The sequence below is a fragment of the Streptomyces sp. NPDC060232 genome, from assembly GCF_042726555.1.
Lineage (GTDB): Bacteria > Actinomycetota > Actinomycetes > Streptomycetales > Streptomycetaceae > Streptomyces.
Genome location: NZ_JBHXAG010000002.1, coordinates 449782 through 469185, shown reverse-complemented (window position 1 = coordinate 469185; position 19404 = coordinate 449782). Strand labels below are relative to the sequence as shown.

General features: G+C 71.9%; 14 protein-coding genes. 3 read left to right on the top strand and 11 right to left on the bottom strand.

The window, feature by feature from the left end; translation table 11 throughout:
• Nucleotides 1–90: 90 nt before the first annotated feature.
• From ACFWFZ_RS05915 to ACFWFZ_RS05900, 4 genes are all read right to left on the bottom strand, one after another.
• A complete protein-coding gene (locus ACFWFZ_RS05915) occupies nucleotides 91–2049 on the bottom strand; it encodes an acyl-CoA dehydrogenase family protein (RefSeq protein WP_387117178.1) in 1959 nt (652 codons plus the stop codon).
• A 224-nt stretch (nucleotides 2050–2273) separates the two neighbouring features.
• The gene (locus ACFWFZ_RS05910) at nucleotides 2274–3719 is read right to left on the bottom strand and encodes an aldehyde dehydrogenase family protein (RefSeq protein WP_387117175.1); all 1446 of its coding nucleotides are present in this window, start codon (nucleotides 3717–3719) and stop codon (nucleotides 2274–2276) included.
• Nucleotides 3720–4021: 302 nt separating this feature from the next.
• The gene (locus ACFWFZ_RS05905) at nucleotides 4022–5602 is read right to left on the bottom strand and encodes a PucR family transcriptional regulator (protein WP_387117172.1); all 1581 of its coding nucleotides are present in this window, start codon (nucleotides 5600–5602) and stop codon (nucleotides 4022–4024) included.
• A gap of 115 nt (nucleotides 5603–5717) precedes the next feature.
• Nucleotides 5718–8108: an ATP/GTP-binding protein gene (locus tag ACFWFZ_RS05900; protein WP_387117170.1), complete on the bottom strand. Its 2391-nt coding sequence runs from the start codon at nucleotides 8106–8108 to the stop codon at nucleotides 5718–5720.
• Nucleotides 8109–8356: 248 nt separating this feature from the next.
• On the opposite strand from ACFWFZ_RS05900, the gene gabT reads away from it, so the two are divergent.
• Entirely contained in the window at nucleotides 8357–9703 is a 1347-nt protein-coding gene (gene gabT, locus ACFWFZ_RS05895) for a 4-aminobutyrate--2-oxoglutarate transaminase (protein WP_387117167.1), read from the top strand.
• Between the two features lie 444 nt (nucleotides 9704–10147).
• Nucleotides 10148–10666: a phosphatase PAP2 family protein gene (locus ACFWFZ_RS05890; protein ID WP_387117164.1), complete on the top strand. Its 519-nt coding sequence runs from the start codon at nucleotides 10148–10150 to the stop codon at nucleotides 10664–10666.
• A 9-nt stretch (nucleotides 10667–10675) separates the two neighbouring features.
• On the opposite strand, the gene ACFWFZ_RS05885 is transcribed toward ACFWFZ_RS05890, so the two are convergent.
• The 7 genes from ACFWFZ_RS05885 to ACFWFZ_RS05855 form a co-directional block, all read right to left on the bottom strand.
• Complete coding sequence (locus ACFWFZ_RS05885) at nucleotides 10676–11140, bottom strand: hypothetical protein (RefSeq protein WP_387117161.1); 465 nt, start codon at nucleotides 11138–11140, stop codon at nucleotides 10676–10678.
• Nucleotides 11141–11324: 184 nt separating this feature from the next.
• Entirely contained in the window at nucleotides 11325–12743 is a 1419-nt protein-coding gene (locus tag ACFWFZ_RS05880; RefSeq protein WP_387117158.1) for an NAD(P)/FAD-dependent oxidoreductase, read from the bottom strand.
• A gap of 42 nt (nucleotides 12744–12785) precedes the next feature.
• Nucleotides 12786–13592 carry an ABC transporter permease gene (locus ACFWFZ_RS05875; protein ID WP_387117155.1) on the bottom strand — a complete coding sequence of 269 codons (807 nt, stop codon included), beginning with the start codon at nucleotides 13590–13592 and terminating at the stop codon, nucleotides 12786–12788.
• A complete protein-coding gene (locus ACFWFZ_RS05870) occupies nucleotides 13592–14521 on the bottom strand; it encodes an ABC transporter permease (RefSeq protein WP_387117152.1) in 930 nt (309 codons plus the stop codon). The genes ACFWFZ_RS05875 and ACFWFZ_RS05870 overlap by 1 nt, the downstream gene beginning before the upstream one ends.
• The gene (locus tag ACFWFZ_RS05865; protein WP_387117150.1) at nucleotides 14518–15684 is read right to left on the bottom strand and encodes an ABC transporter ATP-binding protein; all 1167 of its coding nucleotides are present in this window, start codon (nucleotides 15682–15684) and stop codon (nucleotides 14518–14520) included. The genes ACFWFZ_RS05870 and ACFWFZ_RS05865 overlap by 4 nt, the downstream gene beginning before the upstream one ends.
• 67 nt (nucleotides 15685–15751) lie before the next feature.
• Nucleotides 15752–17002 (bottom strand): spermidine/putrescine ABC transporter substrate-binding protein, encoded by a 1251-nt coding sequence (locus tag ACFWFZ_RS05860; RefSeq protein WP_387117147.1) that lies wholly within the window; start codon nucleotides 17000–17002, stop codon nucleotides 15752–15754.
• A gap of 47 nt (nucleotides 17003–17049) precedes the next feature.
• A complete protein-coding gene (locus ACFWFZ_RS05855; protein WP_387117351.1) occupies nucleotides 17050–18564 on the bottom strand; it encodes a gamma-aminobutyraldehyde dehydrogenase in 1515 nt (504 codons plus the stop codon).
• Between the two features lie 194 nt (nucleotides 18565–18758).
• On the opposite strand from ACFWFZ_RS05855, the gene ACFWFZ_RS05850 reads away from it, so the two are divergent.
• Nucleotides 18759–19337: an NADAR family protein gene (locus ACFWFZ_RS05850; protein WP_387117144.1), complete on the top strand. Its 579-nt coding sequence runs from the start codon at nucleotides 18759–18761 to the stop codon at nucleotides 19335–19337.
• Nucleotides 19338–19404 lie beyond the last annotated feature (67 nt).

Genomic DNA, 19404 nt, shown 5'->3' with positions numbered 1-19404 from the left:
CGTCCGCCTCGTGCTGTGCTCGTACGCGTACGGGTTCCGTACGCCTACTCATCCTCGTACGTCTGTCCGACGTGCGGTGATGATCGCAGGTCAGCGGATGGGGCGGTGCACGTTTTCGCGGGTCGAGGCGCCGGGGGCGGCGTCCGCGATCCAGGGGCCGTCGCCCGAGGGGTCGAGGACGCCCTCTTCCAGCCAGGCGTAGGTCCCGGACAGGACGCCGGCGACCACCTTGCGGTCGAGGTCGTCGGTGTTGGACCAGAGCCGGCCGAAGAGCTCCTCCACGCGCAGCCGGGACTGCTCACAGAAGGCGTCGGCCAGCTGGTAGGCCTCGCGGCCGTGCTGTCCCGAGGCGCGCAGGTGCTCGGCGCGGACGCAGGCCGCGCTCATCGCGAAGAGCTCGGCGCCGATGTCGACGATCCGGCCGAGGAAGCCCTGTTTGGTCTCCATGCGGCCCTGCCAGCGGGACATCGCGTAGAAGGTGGACCGGGCGAGTTTGCGGGCGCTGCGCTCGACGTAGCGCAGGTGGGTGGAGAGGTCGGGGTGGCCGCCGGGGTGGAAGGCCCGGTAGGTGCCGGGGACCTGGCCGGGGCCGGTGGCCAGCTTGGGCAGCCAGCGGGCGTAGAAGCCGGCGGCGCGGGCGCCGGCCCTGGCCTTGTCGCCGAGGTCCTTCTCGGGGTCGATGAGGTCGCCGGCCACCGACAGGTGGGCGTCGACGGCCTCGCGGGCGATCAGCAGGTGCATGATCTCGGTGGATCCCTCGAAGATCCGGTTGATGCGCAGGTCGCGGAGCATCTGCTCGGCGGGGACGGCGCGCTCGCCGCGGGCGGCCAGGGATCCGGCGGTCTCGAAGCCCCGTCCACCGCGGATCTGGACCAGCTCGTCGGCCATCAGGCAGGCCATCTCGGAGCCGTAGAGCTTGGCGAGGGCTGCTTCGATGCGGATGTCGTTGCGGTCCTCGTCGGCCATCTGGGAGGCGAGGTCGACGACCGCTTCGAGGGCGAAGGTGGTGGCGGCGATGAAGGAGATCTTGGCCCCGACCGCCTCGTGCCGGGCGACGGGCCTGCCCCACTGCTCGCGTACGCCGGACCACTCGCGGGCGATCTTCAGGCACCACTTGCCGGCGCCGACGCACATGGCGGGCAGGGAGAGCCGGCCGGTGTTGAGCGTGGTGAGGGCGATCTTGAGGCCGGCGCCCTCGGCGCCGATGCGCTGGTCGGCGGGGACCCGCACCCGGTGGAAGCGCGTGACGCCGTTCTCCAGGCCGCGCAGGCCCATGAAGGCGTTGCGGTGCTCGACGGTGATGCCCGGCGAGTCGGCCTCGACGACGAAGGCGGTGATCCCGCCGCGGTGGTTCTCCGACTTCGGCACCCGGGCCATGACCACGAGCAGGTCCGCGACGACCCCGTTGGTGGTCCACAGCTTCACGCCGTCGAGGACGTAGGCGTCGTCGCCGTCCGGGACGGCTGTGGTGGCCAGGCGGGCCGGGTCGGAGCCCACGTCGGGTTCGGTGAGCAGGAAGGCGCTGATGGCGGTGGTGGCGCAGCGCGGCAGGTAGGCGTCCTTCTGCGCCTGCGTGCCGAACATCTTCAGCGGCTGGGGCACGCCGATCGACTGGTGGGCGGAGAGCAGGGCTCCGATGGCCGGGCTGACCGAGCCGACGAGGGCGAGCGCCTTGTTGTAGTAGACCTGGGTGAGGCCGAGGCCCCCGTACTTGGGGTCGATCTTCATCCCGAGGGCGCCGAGTTCCTTGAGCCCGCGCACGGTCTCGTCGGGGATCTTCGCCTCGCGCTCGATGAGGGCGCCGTCGATACGGGTCTCGCAGAACTCGCGCAGCCGGGCGAGGAAGGCCTCCCCCCGGCGGACGTCCTCGTCGGTGGGGAGCGGGTGGGGGTGGATCAGGTCGAGCCTGAACCGTCCCAGGAAGAGTTCCTTGGCGAAACTGGGTTTGCGCCAGTCCTGTTCCCGGGCCGCTTCCGCGACCTGTCGTGCCTCGCGCTCGGTCACCTTGGGCTGTGTGCCGCTGGGCTGTACGGGCTGTGTTGCGGACATGCGGGGACTCACCTCGCCGCCGGAGTCGGTGGTGCCGGCCTACTGGCCGGTGCTACCTGTGAGTCGTACCCCGCCCGGCTCCGCGGGAAAAGCCGGGGCGGACCAGTCGGGGGAATCGCCGGGTTCGGGGGCCGGACCCGGGGACCGGACCCGGCCCGGAAAAGGGAGACGGCCGGAGCCCCCGCACAGTGGGCTCCGGCCGTCGGCTCTTCGGCCGTACGAGATCAGATGTCGAGGCCGGTCAGGACCAGGACCCGCTCGTAGGTGTAGTCGTCCATCGCGTAGCGGACGCCCTCGCGGCCCACACCGGACTGCTTGACGCCGCCGTACGGCATCTGGTCGGCGCGGTAGGACGGCGCGTCGCCGATGATCACGCCGCCGACCTCGAGCTCGCGGTGGGCGCGGAACGCGGTCTGGACGTTGCGGGTGAAGACGCCGGCCTGCAGGCCGAACTTGGAGTCGTTCACCGCGGCGAAGGCCTCGTCGGTGTTCTCGACCCGCAGCAGGGTCAGGACCGGGCCGAAGACCTCCTCGGTGGCGAGCTTGACGCCTGCGGGGACGTCCGCCAGGACGGTCGGCTCGTACGAGGCGCCCTCGCGCTTGCCGCCGGTGAGCAGCTTGGCGCCGGCGGACACGGCCTCGTCCACCCAGGACTCGACGCGCTCGGCGGCGGCCTGGGAGACCAGCGGGCCGACGTCGGTGGCGTCGTCGTTCGGGTCGCCGGTGACCTGCGCCTGGACCTTCGCGACGACCTTCTCGACGAGGCGGTCGTAGACGGAGGCGTCGGCGATCACCCGCTGCACGGAGATGCAGGACTGGCCGGCCTGGTAGTTCGAGAAGGTCGCGATGCGGGTCGCGGCCCAGTCGAGGTCGGCCTCGGAGGACCAGTCGTCCAGGACCACGGCCGCGGCGTTGCCGCCGAGCTCCAGGGTGCAGTGCTTGTGGGGCACCGACTGCTGGATGGCGTAGCCGACGGTGTCGGAGCCGGTGAAGGAGATGACGGGGAGGCGCTCGTCCTTGACCAGGGCGGGCATCTTGTCGTTCGCGACCGGCAGGACCGACCAGGAGCCGGCCGGGAGGTCGGTCTCGGCGAGCAGCTCGCCCAGGATCAGGCCGGACAGCGGGGTGGCCGGCGCCGGCTTGAGGATGATCGGCGCGCCGACGGCGATGGCCGGGGCCACCTTGTGGGCGCACAGGTTCAGCGGGAAGTTGAACGGCGCGATGCCGAGGACCGGGCCCTTGACGAAGCGGCGGGTCAGTGCGAGACGGCCGACGCCGCCGGCGTCGGTGTCGAGGCGCTGGGCCTCGCCGCCGTTGAAGCGGCGGGCCTCTTCCGCGGCGAAGCGGAACACGGACACCGCCCGGCCGACCTCACCGCGGGCCCACTTGACGGGCTTGCCGTTTTCGGCGGAGATCAGCTGGGCGATCTCCTCGGTGCGCTCGACGAGCCGCTTGGACACGTGGTCCAGGGCCGCGGCCCGTACGTGGGCGGGGGTCGCGGAGAACTCCGCCGTCACGGCGTACGCCGCGGCCACGGCCTCTTCGACCTGCTCGTCGGTGGGCACGCTGACCGCGGCGACCAGTCGGCCGTCCCACGGGGAGTGGACGTCGAAGCTGTCCTCGCCGGAGGCCTGGCGGCCGGCGAGCCAGAAGGCGTGGGTGGAAGTCATGCGAATCCCGGCCCTTCGGAAGTGTGCGGTGGGTCCTGACCCCTCCACCGTAGGACTCCCCGGGGGATTCGGCGTTTATCCGGGGTGTAGTACCTGCCGCCGGGGTCGCGCCGGTTTGTCACTGTCGCAGGCTGCGGTTCCCCGGCGCTGTGGCCGGAAGCGGTTGCCGGGTCGCGGTGTCCGGTGCGGTGCATCGCGAGGCGGAGGGCCACGGCTCGTACCGGCCGTACGCGCGTGGTCCGACAACGCGGCGAGGTGCCGTGCCGGGCGCCGCGACCCGGTGAATCCTTCCGGCCACAGCATCAGTCGGGGGTGGAGGTGGCCTTGAGGGCGAGCCACAGTTCCATGCGGACGTCCGGGTCCTCCAGGGAGCGGCCGAGGATCTCCTCCACCCGCTTCATCCGGTAGCGCAGGGTGTGCCGGTGCACGCCGAGGTCGGCGGCGGCCGCGTCCCACTGGCCGTGGCGGGAGAGCCAGGCCTGCAGGGAGGCCACCAGGTCCCCGCGGCCCGTCGCGTCGTGCTCCCGCAGCGCGCGCAGGGTGCCGTCCGCGAAGGCCCGTACCGCGTCGTCGGCCAGCAGCGGCAGGACCGAGCCCGCCGCCATGTCCTCGTGCTCCACCATCGGACGGCCGCGCCGGCGGGCCACGGCGAGGGCCTGGTCGGCCTGCTTGAGGGCCGCCGCCACGCCGCCGGGCCCGGCGGGCGCGGACAGCCCGACCACCAGTTCGTCCGGCTCGGGGCCGGCCGCGTCGCGGCCGCGCCGGGCCTCCAGGGCTACCGCGTGGTCCGTGCAGGCCTGTACGGCCGAGCCGGCGTCGGAGGCGAGGACCACGAGCCGTCCCGGCTCCGGGACCACCAGCAGTGCCTCCCCGCTGCGGGCGGCCGCCGATTCCACGGTGTCGGCCAGCAGCGCCAGCCCTTCCGGCTGCGCCGTCCCAGCCAGCGCCGGCTCGGCCACGACCAGCCGGAACGGCGCGTCCAGCAGGGACCCGTACAGGTCCCCGGCAACGGCCCGGGCATGGTCCGGCTCCCCCGCCAGCAGCATCCGCAGCACCGCCGCCCCCAGCCGGGACTCGGCGTCGTGCAGCGAGCGCGACCGTTCGGTGGTGAGCGTCAGCAGGGCGACCGCGGAGTGGACGGCGTAGCGCTCGGCCGTGCCCAGCGGGGCCCCGGTGCCTACGGCGAGCGCGCCGCGCGCCCGTCGGCCGGTGCCCAGGGACTGCAGCTCGACGCGGTCCTCGGAGCCTCCGACCACGGCGCTCGCGGGCGCCGGCCGCTCCCGCAGCCGCTCCACGTCGGGGGTCAGCCGGGCGGCGCGGCGCGCGGCCCATTCGGGGGCGGCCGCCACGACCGCGCCGGAGGTGTCGTAGAGCGCCGCCCAGCCGTGCACGTGCGCCGCGAGCTTCGCCAGCAGCTCGGCGGGCCCGTCGGCGGAGAGCGCGGCGCGTGTCAGCTCCCGCTGCGCCTCGAAGCCGGCGGTCACCGCCCGGTACTGGTCCGCAGCGAGCGCCGCGGAGACGGCCTTGCTGATCGCCAGGAAGGGCGTCCGGCGCGGCACCTCCAGCAGCGGCATGTCCTCGCTCCGCGCGGCGTCGACCAGCGCGTCGGGGACCGCCTCGTAGTTGACGCCGATCGCGAAGCCGATGCCGACCACTCCGGCCGCGGCGAGGCGGCGTACGTAGCGGCGCATCTCCTCCGGGTCGTCCGCGTCCAGCTTCATCGCGGTGATCAGGAGCAGTTCCCCGCCCTCCATATAGGGGACGGGATCGGCCAGCTCGCTGACGTGGGCCCAGCGCACGGGGGTGTCCAGGCGGCTCTCCCCCGCCCGGACGCTGAGCTTGAGCGCCGAGTGCTGGACGAGTGAGGCGAGGGTCAGCGGCATCGGTTACCAGGGGCCTTAGCGAGAGGGGAGCGGTGGAGGAGCCGCCGACGCTTTTCGCCGTGTCGTACGAACGACTCCCCTCGATTCTGCCACCTCGTACGGGTCGGGGCGCGGGTCAGGACGTTCCGGCCAGGCGGACCAGCAGCGGGGCCGCCCGCTCCCCGCTGACCGAGGTCAGCGACAGCACCGCATGCCCGGGCGGCACGGCGTGCGCCAGGTCCGAGGCGGACCACCGCTCCCGCTCCACCTGACGCACGGTCACCGCGTCCGTGGTGACCGCCTTGCCGGTGACGAGCTTGCGGAAGGCGTGGATCGCCCGGGTCAGCGGCTGGTCGGCGAAGACCGTGCGGTGGGTGACGTCGCGCGCCTCCACCCACTCGGTGCCCCAGGCCTCCGCGAAGCGCTTGCCGTCCCAGGTGGTGACCCCGGCGAAGGCCATCCGACAGCCGACCGCCCCGAGCAGGGGCGTGCGCAGCGCCTCCGGTACGTCGTCCAGGGTGCGCAGCGTGAGCAGTACGCCGGCGTGCGCCGAGCGCAGGCGCTGGACGCCGCGGACGGTCTCCGCGGTCAGGGTGTGGGAGGCGTCGTCGAAGGCGAGGAAGGCGAAGAGGGAACGGTCGACGCGGGCGGCCGCGGCGGCGTTGAACTGGGCGAGCAGCAGCCGGGCCAGCATCCGGGAGGCGTCGGCGTGTCCCCGCTCGGGGAGGTCGACGCGGACCCGGATGGGGTGTTCCAGGGCGCGCAGCGAGAACGGCCGGCCCTGGCCGGTGGTGTCGAAGAACCCGGCGAAGGCGGGCCGGTCCAGCAGGGCCACCCGGTCGGCGAGGGCCGGTCCGGGGTCGCCGTGCGCCCCGTGCTGGCGGGTGCGGGCGTCGAGCTCGCGCAGCATGGCGTGCCGCGCGGCGCCGCCGTCGGCGGCGAGCTCGCGGCGCAGGGCGTCGAAGGCGGCCGGGACCTGGTCGAGCAGCTCGCGCAGCTCGGGCACGGCGGGGAAGCGGCCGTACGCCGCCCGGAACGGCCCGAGGAGCTGGGCGAGGGCCGTCGCCGCCCGGCGTACGTCGATCCCGGGGACGTCCCCGACGAAGGCCTCGGCGAGCAGGGTCGCCGCCTCGTCGGGGTCGGTGGCCCCGCCGTAGAGGTCGAGGTCGTAGACGGAGCCGGGGTCGCCGATGCGGACCACGACGTCGTAGGCCGCGTCCGGCCCGAGCTGGGCCCCGGCGGCGCCGACGGCGACGACGGCGGCCTGGCCGGCGAGCGCCTGGAGGGCGAGGGACTCCACGACGGGCCGCACCAGGCGCTGTGTCTTGCCGGTGCCGGAGGGACCGACGGCGAGCAGGGAGGTGCCGAGCACGTCGGGGTCGAGCGCGAGGGAGGTGCCGCGGCGGGCGTACGGGTTGCGGACGCCGTCGTCGACGGTGCCGAGCAGCACCTGCCGGGCCAGCAGGTCGTGCCGGGCGGCCCGCACGGGCAGGTCCCGGTCCCCGGAGGGGTGCACGCAGGCCCCGGCGCCCTTGTCGCGGACGGAGTCGGCGAAGGCCCGCATGCGGGAGGGGTCGAGGCGCACGGACTCCCAGGCGCGGCGGATGCGCGTGTAGTCCACGTCGTTCATCCGCCCGCCCCCGGCCTCCCCTTCGAGCCGGTCGGCCGCCTCCCCCAGCCCGGCCCCCCGCAACTGCGGCCACCGCAGGGGATCGTCGCCACCCCCCACCTCGGTCCGGGCCGGTCCGGCGGGCACCGCCCGGTTCCGCTCCCGGCCGCCACCGGCCTGGGCCGCGCGCAGGCGACGCAGGAGCCGGAACGCACCGCCGAGCCAGGCGAACGCCAGGACCACGGCCACGTCGATCACGGTTTTGGCCGTGTTGTCGAGTGCGAGGTTGGCCACCGGGTCGCCGGTGTACGGAAGGAACGCGAAGACGAGCTGGCGGATCGGCAGCTGGTGGTTGTCGACGAGCAGGAGAGTCACCCAGGCCACGGGCACGACCGCGAGGGCCTGCACCCACGGGCCGCGTGCGACGACCAGCCGCTGCCAGGCGGTCCGCCAGCTGCCGAGGCGCCCGAAGCCGTAGAGGAGGGCCGAGACGAAGAGCAGCTCGTAGATCGGCTTGGCCCGCATCCCGCCCGTCCCCATGACGGGTTCCCCGTTCGCGGAGTACCAGCTGTCGGGGGTGAAGAGGTTCAGCGGCGCGTCCCAGAAGGGAATGTAGGTGTTGCGCATGAGCGACCAGACGAGGACGCAGGCCAGGAAGGAGATGGACGCGCCGCTCGCCAGGGCCCGGTCCGGGGTCCGCTCGGCCTCCGCCGCCGCCCGCGGGGTGTGGCCGTAGCGCCATGTGCCCGGCTCGGCGGCCGGGCGCGGGGTGCTGATCCAGTCGGCGAGGTCCGGCGTCTGTCCGGGAGCGCTGCCGGGCGCGTGCCGGGGTTTCGGCGGATGCTCGGGGGATGTGGCAGGCCTTGGTACGTGACCCGCGCGGGTCGCCTGTCCGTCGTACGTGCCCTCGGTGTCCATGAACCCCTGCCCCCTGCCCATCCCTTGCCCTGCGGCGCTCAATCTAGTGCCCGGCCCGGTGCTTAGGGGCGCGCTGCGCCGGTACCGGATACTGATCCACGAGACATGTCCCGCGCCCTTCCTATGGCCGTCGCGGACAAGGACACGCTGAGATCACTACCGAACGGAGCATGCAGGACCCCCGCTCCCGGGCCTAGCCTGCGGACAAAGACACAAGTGCGTCCGAAAACACCCCCCAGGAGCCCTCTATGACCGCTGTCCCGCAGGAGCGCAAGATCGTCACCGCGATCCCCGGCCCCAAGTCGCAGGAGCTGCAGGCCCGCCGCCTGCAGACCGTGGCCGGCGGCGTGGGCTCCGTGCTGCCCGTCTTCACGGCCCGCGCGGGTGGCGGCATCATCGAGGACGTCGACGGCAACCAGCTGATCGACTTCGGCTCCGGCATCGCCGTGACCTCCGTCGGCGCCTCCGCCGAGGCCGTCGTGCGCCGCGCCTCCGCGCAGCTCGCCGACTTCACCCACACCTGCTTCATGGTCACCCCGTACGAGGGCTACGTCGAGGTGTGCGAGGCCCTCGCCGAGCTGACCCCGGGCGACCACGCCAAGAAGTCGGCCCTGTTCAACTCCGGCGCCGAGGCCGTCGAGAACGCCGTCAAGATCGCCCGTTCGTACACCAAGCGCCAGGCCGTCGTCGTCTTCGACCACGGCTACCACGGCCGCACGAACCTGACGATGGCGCTGACCGCGAAGAACATGCCGTACAAGCAGGGCTTCGGTCCGTTCGCCCCCGAGGTCTACCGCGTCCCGGTGGCCTACGGCTACCGCTGGCCCACCGGTGCCGAGAACTGCGGCCCCGAGGCCGCCGCCCAGGCGATCGACCAGATCACCAAGCAGATCGGCGCCGAGAACGTCGCCGCGATCATCATCGAGCCGGTCCTCGGCGAGGGCGGCTTCATCGAGCCGGCCAAGGGCTTCCTGCCGGCGATCGTGAAGTTCGCCAACGAGAACGGCATCGTCTTCGTCGCCGACGAGATCCAGTCCGGCTTCTGCCGCACCGGCCAGTGGTTCGCGTGCGAGGACGAGGGCATCGTCCCGGACCTGATCACCACCGCCAAGGGCATCGCGGGCGGTCTGCCGCTCGCCGCCGTGACCGGCCGCGCCGAGATCATGGACTCCGCCCACGCGGGCGGCCTGGGCGGCACCTACGGCGGCAACCCGGTGGCGTGCGCCGGTGCGCTCGGCTCCATCGAGACCATGAAGAAGCTCGACCTCAACGCCAAGGCGAAGAAGATCGAGTCCGTCATGAAGGCCCGCCTGACGGCCATGCAGGAGAAGTACGAGATCATCGGCGACATCCGCGGCCGCGGCGCCATGATCGCGATCGAGCTGGTCAAGGACCCGGTCTCCAAGACCCCGTTCCCGGAGGCGGCCGGCGCGCTCGCCAAGGCCTGCCACGCCGAGGGCCTGCTCGTCCTCACCTGCGGCACCTACGGCAACGTGCTCCGCTTCCTCCCGCCGATCGTGATCGGCGAGCACCTGCTGAACGAGGGCCTGGACCTGATCGAGGCGGCGTTCGCGGCCATCGGCACGGACATCTGAGCCACGGTCGAAACGACCGCCCGCTCGAACGGCTAGAACGTCCGATCGCAGCGCCCACTGCACGTACCGACGGTAACGGGCGGGCGCTGTGAAGAAGCTGTGGGGGGCCGATGGCGGGAGCGCGTTCCTGCTGTCGGTCCCCCTTCGGCTGCCGTACGGTTTCTGCAGATGAGTGAAACAGCCCGCTCCCGCGAAACCGGGGGCGATACCGGTACCGGGCTTCCCCAGCGCCGTACCGGGCCTGCGTTCGCGCACACTCCTCACCGATCGGACAGCCGACCGCCCCAAACCCCCCGGGGCGTCCGGCAACCCGGTCCGGGCGGCCGTCCCGGAACCATCCCCCCTGTTCCGGGACGGCCGGCCACCCTTTCCGGCGTACTCGCCGCCTGCGCGCTCTGCGCGCTCTGCGCGCTCCTCTTCGCCCTGATCACCTGGCAGGTCCTGGTGCGGGGCCCTGTGCTGTCCTGGGACGCCCGGCTGAGCGGCGCGCTGGTGCGCACCGTCCCCGACGCGGTCACCGAGGCCCTCTCCGACCTCGGGAACGTCCCGGTCGCACTGCCCGTCCTGCTCCTCGCCGCCGCGTACGCCGCCCTGCGCGGCAACCGCCGCGGCGCCGCGGCCGCGGTGGTGGCGATGGCCCTGGTCCCGGCCCTCGTCGTCCCGCTGAAGGAGTGGACCGCCCGCCCCGGCCCGCTGGAGCCGTGGGCCGCGGGCTACTTCCCCTCGGGCCACACCGCGACGGCCTTCGTGGCGTACGCGGGGGCGGCCCTGCTGCTGCGGCCGCGCCTGGGCCGGCGGTGGCCGGCGGCCGCCGCCCTCGTGCTCACGGGGGCGACGGCCGTCGGGCTGGTGCTGCGGGGGTTCCACTGGCCGCTGGACGTGCTGGCCAGCCTGCTGATGTGTACGCCGCTGCTGCTGGCGGTCAGGCGGTCCTGCCGTGGTACGCGTCGAAGTTCCGGCTGAACTCCCGGTTCAAGGCTTGCGGCACTCCCCCACCAGCGCGCGTGCGGCCGCCTCGTGCATGGCCAGCTCCAGCAGGACCGGGTCCGTGAGGGTCCCCTCCCCGTCCGGAAGCACCGTCCAGCGCACCCCGCCGGTCGCCCGGCCCGGGTACGGGACCACGATCCACGCCCCGCGCCCGGCCCCCCGTACGCCCGTGCCGATCCAGTGGGAGACGGTGCCCGCGGGCACGAAGAAGCCCAGCCGCGATGCGCCGAAGTCGGCGAGCACCGGACCGGGCCGGTCGGTGAGCGGAGCGAGTACGTCGAGGGTGGCCTGCCCCAGCTCCCCCGGCAGGATCAGCACGTCCCAGAGGCGTCCCGCGGGCAGGAGGGCGACCCCGAGGGGGTTGCGCTCCCATGCCCGCCGGCAGGCACCGGGATCCGGCGCCGCCGATGCCAGCCATTCCACCGCAGCCTTGTCCCCCGGGGTCGTCATCGCCCGGCCTCCGTTCCCTGTAGATGAGGCGTTCTCACCTGCAGAGAGCGGGGCCGGGCCCGGCTATGACGCGGGTTGCGTTACTCCGTGGTAGTGAATCGGGTCACACGGCGAGAGGGCGGGGCGCGCCGGGGGAGGCGCGCTCGGGTCGGTTCGCACGGGCGGGTCGGTTCGCACGGGCGGGTCAGCTGTCGAAGCCGAGGCCGAGCTTGTCCATCGCCTTCAGCCACAGGTTCCGGTGCCCGCCCCGGGCGTCCGCGCGGGCCAGCGACCACTTGGTGAGCGCGATCCCGGTCCAGGCGAGCGGCTCGGGCGGGAACGGCATCGGCTTGGACCGCACCATCTCCAGCCGGGTGCGCTCGGTCGAGAGCCCGTCGAGCAGGTCCAGCATCACGTCGGCGCCGAAGCGGGTGGCGCCCACGCCGAGGCCGGTGTAGCCGGCCGCGTACGCCACCTTGCCGGAGTGCGTCGTTCCGAAGAAGGCGGAGAAGCGCGAGCAGGTGTCGATCGCTCCGCCCCAGGCGTGGCTGAACCTCAGCCCCTCCAGCTGGGGGAAGGCGGTGAAGAAGTGCTCGGCGAGCCGGAGGTAGGTCTCCGGGCGGTGGTCGTACTCGGAGTCGAGCTTGCCGCGGTAGGGGTAGATCGCGTCGTAGCCGCCCCACAGGATCCGGTTGTCCCTGGTGATCCGGAAGTAGTGGAACTGGTTGGCGCTGTCGCCCAGGCCCTGGCGGTTCTTCCAGCCGATCGCGGCCAGCTGCGCGTCGTCCAGCGGCTCGCTCATCAGCGCGTAGTCGTAGACCGGGACGGTGAAGGGGCGGATCCGCCGGACCAGCGACGGGAAGATGTTGGTTCCCAGGGCGACCCGGCGGGCGAGGATCGTGCCGTAGGGGGTCTGCACGGTCATCCCGCGTCCGGCCGGGGCGAGCTTCAGGCCGCGGGTGTTCTCGTAGATCCGCACCCCGAGGCCGAGGCACGCCTGCTTGAGGCCCCAGGCCAGCTTCGCCGGGTTGAGCATGGCGACGCCGTCGCGGTCCCACAGGCCCGCGAGGAAGGTCGGGGAGTCGACCTCGGCGCGCACGGCGTCCCGGTCGAGCCATTCGGACCCGCCGGCCAGGCCGAGGCGGAGCGCCTCCTCGTGGAGTTCGCGCAGCTCCTCGACCTGGTGGGGTTCAGTGGCGACGTCGATCTCGCCGGTCCGCTCGAAGTCGCAGTCGATGCCGTAGCGGGCGACGGCCTCCTCGATGGCGTCGAGGTTGCGGGCGCCCAGCTCCTCCAGCTTCGCCAGCTCACCGGGCCAGCGGGCGAGCCCGTTGCCCAGGCCGTGGGTGAGGGAGGCGGCGCAGAAGCCGCCGTTGCGGCCGGAGGCGGCCCAGCCCGCCTCCTTGCTCTCGATCAGCACGACGTCCCGCCCGGGGTCGCGCTCCTTGGCGAGCAGCGCGGTCCACAGGCCGCTGTAGCCGCCGCCGACGACCAGCAGGTCGCAGCGCTCGTCGGAGGTGAGCGCCGGCTGCGGGGCGGGCTTGCCGGGGTCGTCCAGCCAGTACGAGACCGGCTTCGCTTCGGAAAGGGATTTCGCAACACTACGCATGGCGACTGGGGCCATGGCTTCCAACTCCCTACGGAACTGATGACGTGCTTTTCCGAATTACTTCGGTTGTGCTTTCTTGCGGCGCTTGCCGACCGTCTGGCCGGCGAGGACCACCAGCACCGCGATGACGAACATCGCCGTGCCGATGACGTTGATCTGCACGGGCGTACCGCGCTGGGCCGAGCCCCACACGAACATGGGGAAGGTCACGGTGTTGCCCGAGTTGAAGTTGGTGATGATGAAGTCGTCGAACGAGAGCGCGAAGGAGAGCAGCGCGCCTGCCGCGATACCCGGTGCCGCGATGGGCAGGGTCACCCGCAGGAAGGTCTGCACCGGGCCCGCGTAGAGGTCACGGGCGGCCTCCTCCAGCCGCGGGTCCATGGACAGGACGCGGGCCTTGACGGCGGCGACGACGAAGCTGAGGCAGAACATGATGTGGGCGATCAGGATCGTCCAGAAGCCCAGCTGGATGCCCATGTTGAGGAAGAGCGCGAGCAGCGAGGCCGCCATCACGATCTCCGGCATGGCCATGGGCAGGAAGATCAGCGAGTTGACCGCGCCGCGCGCCCGGAAGCGGTAGCGCACCAGCGCGAAGGCGATCGCGGTGCCCAGGGCGGTCGCCGCGAGCGTGGACCACAGGGCGATCTGGAGCGAGAGCCCGAGGGAGCCGCACATGTCGGCGACGCCGCAGGGGTCCTTCCACGCGTCGAGCGAGAACTCCTGCCAGGCGTAGTTGAAGCGCCCGGAGGGGTTGTTGAAGGAGAAGACGGTGACGACGACGTTCGGCAGGATCATGTACGCGAGCGTGGCGAGGCCTGCGATCACGACCAGGTTGCGCCGCAGCCAGGTGAGGGGGGTGCGCATCAGACCAGGTCCTCCGTCCCCGCTCGGCGGATGTAGATGGTGACCATGATCAGCACGATGGCCATGAGAATGAAGGACAGCGCGGCCGCCGTCGGGTAGTCGAGGATCCGCAGGTACTGCGACTGGATGACGTTGCCGATCATCCGGGTGTCCGTGGAGCCGAGCAGTTCGGCGTTCACGTAGTCGCCGCTGGCCGGGATGAAGGTGAGCAGGGTCCCGGAGACCACGCCCGGCATCGACAGCGGGAAGGTCACCTTCCGGAAGACCGTGGCGGGGCGGGCGTACAGGTCCCCGGCCGCCTCGTGGAGGCGGGTGTCGATGCGTTCCAGCGAGGAGTACAGCGGCAGGATCATGAAGGGGAGGAAGTTGTACGTCAGGCCGCAGACGACCGCGAGCGGCGTGGCCAGCACCCGGTCCCCCTCGGTCATGCCAAGCCAGCTGGTGACGTCGAGGAAGCCGACGGCGTTGAGGCCGGCGACCACCGGTCCGCCGTCGGCCAGGATCGTCTTCCAGGCCAGCGTGCGGATCAGGAAGCTGGTGAAGAACGGGGCGATGACCAGGACCAGGAGCAGGCCCCGCCAGCGTCCCGCCTTGAAGGCGATCAGGTAGGCCAGCGGGTACCCGAGCAGCAGGCACAGCGCGGTGGCGGTGCCGGCGTAGAGCAGGGAGCGCAGGAACTGCGGCAGGTACTCGGTGAAGGCGTCCCAGTAGGTCCGGAAGTGCCAGGTGACCTCGAAGCCCTCCTCCAGGGAGCCGGTCTGCACCGAGGTGGAGGCTTGGTAGACCATCGGCAGCACGAAGAAGACCAGCAGCCACAGGATGCCGGGGAGCAACAGCCAGTACGGGACCAGCCGCTTGCGCACGGACGGCCTGTGGGCCGGGGGTTCGGCGGGGGCGGGCGCCTGGGGCGGCGCGGCGGTGGCGGTCACGCGCTCTCCTCGACCGTCTCGATGCCCGCGTCGCCCATCGTCCCTGCAAGCATGGACTGGGCGGCGTCGAGCCCGAAGGTGTGCTCGGGGTTCCAGTGCAGGACGACCTCGGCGCCCGGGACCAGGCGGCTGTCGCGCTCGATGTTCTGGACGTAGACCTCCAGTTCGGGGCAGACGGGGCTGTCGATGACGAACTGGGTGGAGACGCCGATGAAGGAGGAGTCCGCGACCCGGCCGGTGATCTTGTTCCGGCCTGTGGCTATGGCGTGCTCCTCCTCGGCCGGGACCAGGGAGATCTTCTCCGGGCGGACCCCGACCAGCAGCTTGCCGCCGGCGCTGGGCGTGGTCGAACATCGGGCGGCGGGCAGCCGGAGGGTGGTGCCGGAGGCCGAGACGACGACGTCGGATCCGGCGGACTCCACGGAGGCCTCGATGAGGTTGGAGGTGCCGAGGAAGTTGGCGACGAAGGTGGTCCGCGGGTTCTCGTAGAGCTCGGCGGGGGCGCCCAGCTGCTCGACGCGGCCGCCGTTCATCACGGCGACCGTGTCGGCCATGGTCATGGCCTCCTCCTGGTCGTGCGTGACGTGCACGAAGGTGATGCCGACCTCGGTCTGGATCCGCTTGAGCTCCAGCTGCATCTGGCGGCGCAGCTTGAGGTCGAGGGCGCCGAGCGGCTCGTCGAGGAGCAGCACCTGCGGGTGGTTGATCAGGGCGCGGGCGACGGCGACGCGCTGCTGCTGGCCGCCGGAGAGCTGGTGCGGCTTGCGCTGGGCGAACTGGCCGAGCTGGACCAGGTCCAGCATGTCGTCGACCTGCTTCTTGACCGACTTGATGCCGCGGCGGCGCAGGCCGAAGGCGATGTTCTCGAAGATGCTGAGGTGCGGGAAGAGCGCGTAGCTCTGGAAGACCGTGTTGACCGGGCGCTTGTGCGGCGGCAGGTGGGTGACCTCCCGGTCGCCGAGGTGGACCGTGCCGGTGGAGGGCTCCTCCAGCCCGGCGATCATGCGCAGGGTGGTGGTCTTGCCGCAGCCGGAGGCGCCGAGCAGGGCGAAGAAGGAGCCCTGGGGGATGGTCAGGTCCAGCGGGTGCACGGCGGTGAAGGTGCCGTAGTGCTTGCTGATCCCGGAGAGGCGGACGTCGCCGCCCGCGGTCTTGTCAGTCATGGATGGTCCCGGGGGTGGGTGGGCGAAGAGGTCAGGGGGAGGAGCGGGCGCGGTGCGGCGCCGGCGGTCACGCGCCGATGAGCTTGGCGAACTTCTCCTCGTACGCCGTCTCTTCCTCGCTGGTGAGGGAGCGGAAGGCGCGGGACTTGGCGGTCATCGCCTTGTCCGGGACGATCAGGGTGTTCTCGGCGAGCTCGGCGTCGATCTTCGCGAGCTCGTCGCCCACGCCCTCGACGGGGCAGACGTAGCTGATGTAGGCGGCGAGCTGCGCGGCGACCGGGAGCTCGTAGTAGTAGTCGATGAGCCGCTCCGCGTTGGCCTTGTGCCGGGCCTTGACGGGGACCAGCAGGTTGTCGCTGGAGGTGATGTAACCGGCGGCGGGGATGGCGAACTTGATGTCGGGGTTGCCGGCCTGGAGCTGGATGACGTCGCCCGCCCAGGCCAGACAGGCGGCGAGATCGCCCTTGTCCAGGTCGGAGGTGTAGTCGTTGCCCGTGAAGCGCCGGATCTGGTTCTTGTCCACGCCCTTCTGGAGCCGGCCTATCGCCTCGTCGAAGTCCGCGTCCGTGAAGGAGGCGGGGTTCTTGCCCTGGTCGAGCATGGTCATGCCGACGCTGTCGCGCATCTCCGTCAGGAAGCCGACGCGGCCCCTGAGGGAGGGGTCGTCGAGCATCTGCGTGACGGAGTCCACCTTCTTGCCGCCGGTCGCCTTCTCGTTGTAGGCGATGACGGTGGAGATGCCGGTCCAGGGGTAGCTGTACGCGCGGCCCGGGTCCCAGTCGGGGCTGCGGAACTGCGGGGACAGGTTGGCGTAGGCGTGCGGCAGGTGCGAGGGGTCGAGCTTCTGGGCCCAGCCGAGGCGGATGATGCGCGCGGCGAGCCAGTCGGTGACGACGATCAGGTCGCGGCCGGTGTCCTGGCCCGCCGCGAGCTGCGGTTTGATCTTGCCGAAGAACTCGACGTTGTCGTTGATGTCCTCGGTGTACTTGACCTTGATCCCGGTCCGCTTGGTGAACTCCTCCAGCGTGGGACGGGACTTCTCGTCCTCGCTGGTGTCCATGTACTCGGTCCAGTTGGAGAAGGCGATCTCCTTCTCCCGGTCCGAGTGGTCGTCGGAGGCGGCGGCCGCGTCGCCCTCCCGCTTGGCGGGCGGGATGCCGCACCCGGCGAGGGTGGACAGGCCGCCGAGGGTGAGCGCTCCGACTCCGGAGGCGCGAAACAGCGAGCGGCGGGTGAGGGCGCCGCGCCCGCTGCCGATGCTGCGCCGCATCGCGGCGAGTTGCGCCGCCGAGAGGCGGTCGGGCTCGTACTGCTCCATGCGCTGTGGCCTTTCGGGAGGTGGACCGCTGGTCAGGCGGTGGTCGGTTATCGGTCCCCGAAGATCGTGCGGTGCCAGTCCTTCGCGGCGACCGCCGTGTTGTCGTACATCACGTGCTTGACCTGCGTGTACTCCTCGAAGGAGTAGGCGGACATGTCCTTTCCGAAACCGCTCGCCTTGTAGCCGCCGTGGGGCATCTCGCTGATGATCGGGATGTGGTCGTTGACCCACACGCAGCCCGCCTTGATCTCGCGGGTGGCACGGTTCGCCCGGTAGAGGTCGCGGCTCCAGGCTGAGGCCGCGAGTCCGTACGGGGTGTCGTTGGCCAGCGCGATGCCCTCGTCGTCGCTGTCGAAGGGCAGCACCACGAGGACGGGGCCGAAGATCTCCGACTGGACCACCTCGCTGTCCTGGGCGGCGCCGGTGATGAGGGTGGGCCGGTAGTACGCGCCGGCGGTGAGCTCGCCGCCCGGGGCCTCGCCGCCGGTGACGACGGTGGCGTAGCCGCGGGCGCGCTCGACGAACCCGGCGACGCGGTCGCGCTGGGCGTGCGAGACCAGCGGGCCGAGGTCGGTGGCGGAGGCGAAGGGGTCGCCGAGGCGGACGGTCTCCATCAGCTCGGCGACCCGGGCGACGAAGGCGTCGTGCAGGGGGCGCTGCACGTAGGCGCGGGTCGCGGCGGTGCAGTCCTGGCCGGTGTTGATCAGGGAGGCGGCGACGGCGCCGTGCGCGGCGGCCTCCAGGTCGGCGTCGTCGAAGACGAGGAAGGGGGCCTTGCCGCCGAGCTCCAGGTGCAGGCGCTTCACGGTGGCGGTGGCGATCTCCGCGACCCGCTTGCCGACGGCGGTGGAGCCGGTGAAGGAGGTCATCACCACGTCGGGGTGGCCCACCAGGTGCTCGCCCGCGTCGCGGCCGGCACCGGTGACGATGTTGATCACGCCGTCGGGCAGGCCCGCGTCCTTGGCCGCCTGGGCGAACATCAGGGAGGTCAGCGGGGTGAGCTCGGCGGGCTTGAGCACGATGGTGTTGCCGGCCGCGATGGCCGGGAGGATCTTCCAGGCGGCCATCTGGAGCGGGTAGTTCCAGGGGGCGACGGAGCCGACGACCCCGATGGCCTCGCGGCGCACGTAGGAGGTGTGGTCTCCCGAGTACTCGGCGGCGGCCTGCCCCTGGAGGTGGCGGGCGGCGCCCGCGAAGAAGGCGGTGTTGTCGATGGTCCCCGGCACGTCGAACTCCGTGGACAGCTTGATCGGCTTGCCGCACTGGAGGGACTCGGCGTACGCGAAGTCCGCGGCCTGCTCCGCCAGTACGGCGGCCAGCCGGTGAAGGGCGTCGGAGCGCTCGCCGGGGGTGGCCCCGGACCAGGCCGGGAAGGCGCGCTTGGCGGCGGCGACGGCCTCGTCGACGTCCGCGGTGCTCGCCAGCTCGTAGGTCAGGACCTCCTCGCCGGTGGCCGGGTCGACCACGGTGTGTGACCGGCCGGAGGTCCCGGACCGGAGCTTTCCGTCGATGTACTGCGCGCCGTCTGCGAAGCGGTCCCTGACCTGGAAGCGGTTGCCCATCACGCTCTCACGCTCTCCGTAGCTACAGTTCGAGCTACAGCTCGAATTGAGTGCCGATCCTGACAGAGGTGATGCCCTTGGCCAAGTGATTCCGTTGTTTCCTTTTGATTACGCGACGGAATCGGTCGACCATGTGTCGAGGCGCGCCGGAAATCCCGTACGAAGTGTCAGTGGCGGGTGCCAGACTCGCATGCATGGAGATGATCGACGACCTGATCAAGCAGGTCAGCCGTGGTGAGCGACGGAAGTACCTGCCGTTCTGGGGGCACCGGCCGCGGCCCGACGGCAAGCTCGGTCCGAGCTGCCTGAGCCAGTGGTGGCCGTCCTCCTTCACTGTCGGTGACGTCCGTTATGCCACGGCCGAGCACTGGATGATGGCCGGCAAGGCCCGGCTGTTCGGAGACCCCGAGGCCGAGCGCGCCGCGGTGCTGGCGAAGAGCCCGGCCGAGGCGAAGAAGGTCGGGCGGCTGGTGCGCGGCTTCGACAACGCGACGTGGGAGCGGGAGCGGTTCGCTTTGGTCGTGGAGGGCAGTGTGCACAAGTTCGGCTCCGATCCGGCGCTGCGCGCCTACCTGCTGGGCACCGGGGACCGCGTGCTGGTGGAGGCGAGCCCGATGGACCGGATCTGGGGCATCGGACTGGCCGCGGACGACGAGCGCGCCCTGGATCCGGCACGCTGGCGCGGGCTGAACCTGCTGGGCTTCGCCCTGATGGAGGCCCGGAAGCGGCTGCGCGAAGGCGGCGCGGACGGCGAGGGTCCGAGCCGGGCGTAATGTGCTGGCGCAGGCGGAGGGCCCTCGCCTCACGTGTTCCGCAGGCGCCGGCTGCTTCCGGGCCCGG

Excerpts from the sequence above, each read along its gene's own strand:
- ACFWFZ_RS05875 (WP_387117155.1), bottom strand. The coding sequence starts at position 13,592 with ATGCGCACCCCCCTCACCTGGCTGCGGCGCAACCTGGTCGTGATCGCA.
- ACFWFZ_RS05850 (WP_387117144.1), top strand. The coding sequence starts at position 18,759 with ATGGAGATGATCGACGACCTGATCAAGCAGGTCAGCCGTGGTGAGCGA.
- ACFWFZ_RS05885 (WP_387117161.1), bottom strand. The coding sequence starts at position 11,140 with ATGACGACCCCGGGGGACAAGGCTGCGGTGGAATGGCTGGCATCGGCG.
- ACFWFZ_RS05915 (WP_387117178.1), bottom strand. The coding sequence starts at position 2,049 with ATGTCCGCAACACAGCCCGTACAGCCCAGCGGCACACAGCCCAAGGTG.
- ACFWFZ_RS05905 (WP_387117172.1), bottom strand. The coding sequence starts at position 5,602 with ATGCCGCTGACCCTCGCCTCACTCGTCCAGCACTCGGCGCTCAAGCTC.
- ACFWFZ_RS05900 (WP_387117170.1), bottom strand. The coding sequence starts at position 8,108 with ATGGACACCGAGGGCACGTACGACGGACAGGCGACCCGCGCGGGTCAC.
- ACFWFZ_RS05880 (WP_387117158.1), bottom strand. The coding sequence starts at position 12,743 with ATGGCCCCAGTCGCCATGCGTAGTGTTGCGAAATCCCTTTCCGAAGCG.
- ACFWFZ_RS05910 (WP_387117175.1), bottom strand. The coding sequence starts at position 3,719 with ATGACTTCCACCCACGCCTTCTGGCTCGCCGGCCGCCAGGCCTCCGGC.
- gabT (WP_387117167.1), top strand. The coding sequence starts at position 8,357 with ATGACCGCTGTCCCGCAGGAGCGCAAGATCGTCACCGCGATCCCCGGC.
- ACFWFZ_RS05855 (WP_387117351.1), bottom strand. The coding sequence starts at position 18,564 with ATGGGCAACCGCTTCCAGGTCAGGGACCGCTTCGCAGACGGCGCGCAG.
- ACFWFZ_RS05860 (WP_387117147.1), bottom strand. The coding sequence starts at position 17,002 with ATGGAGCAGTACGAGCCCGACCGCCTCTCGGCGGCGCAACTCGCCGCG.
- ACFWFZ_RS05865 (WP_387117150.1), bottom strand. The coding sequence starts at position 15,684 with ATGACTGACAAGACCGCGGGCGGCGACGTCCGCCTCTCCGGGATCAGC.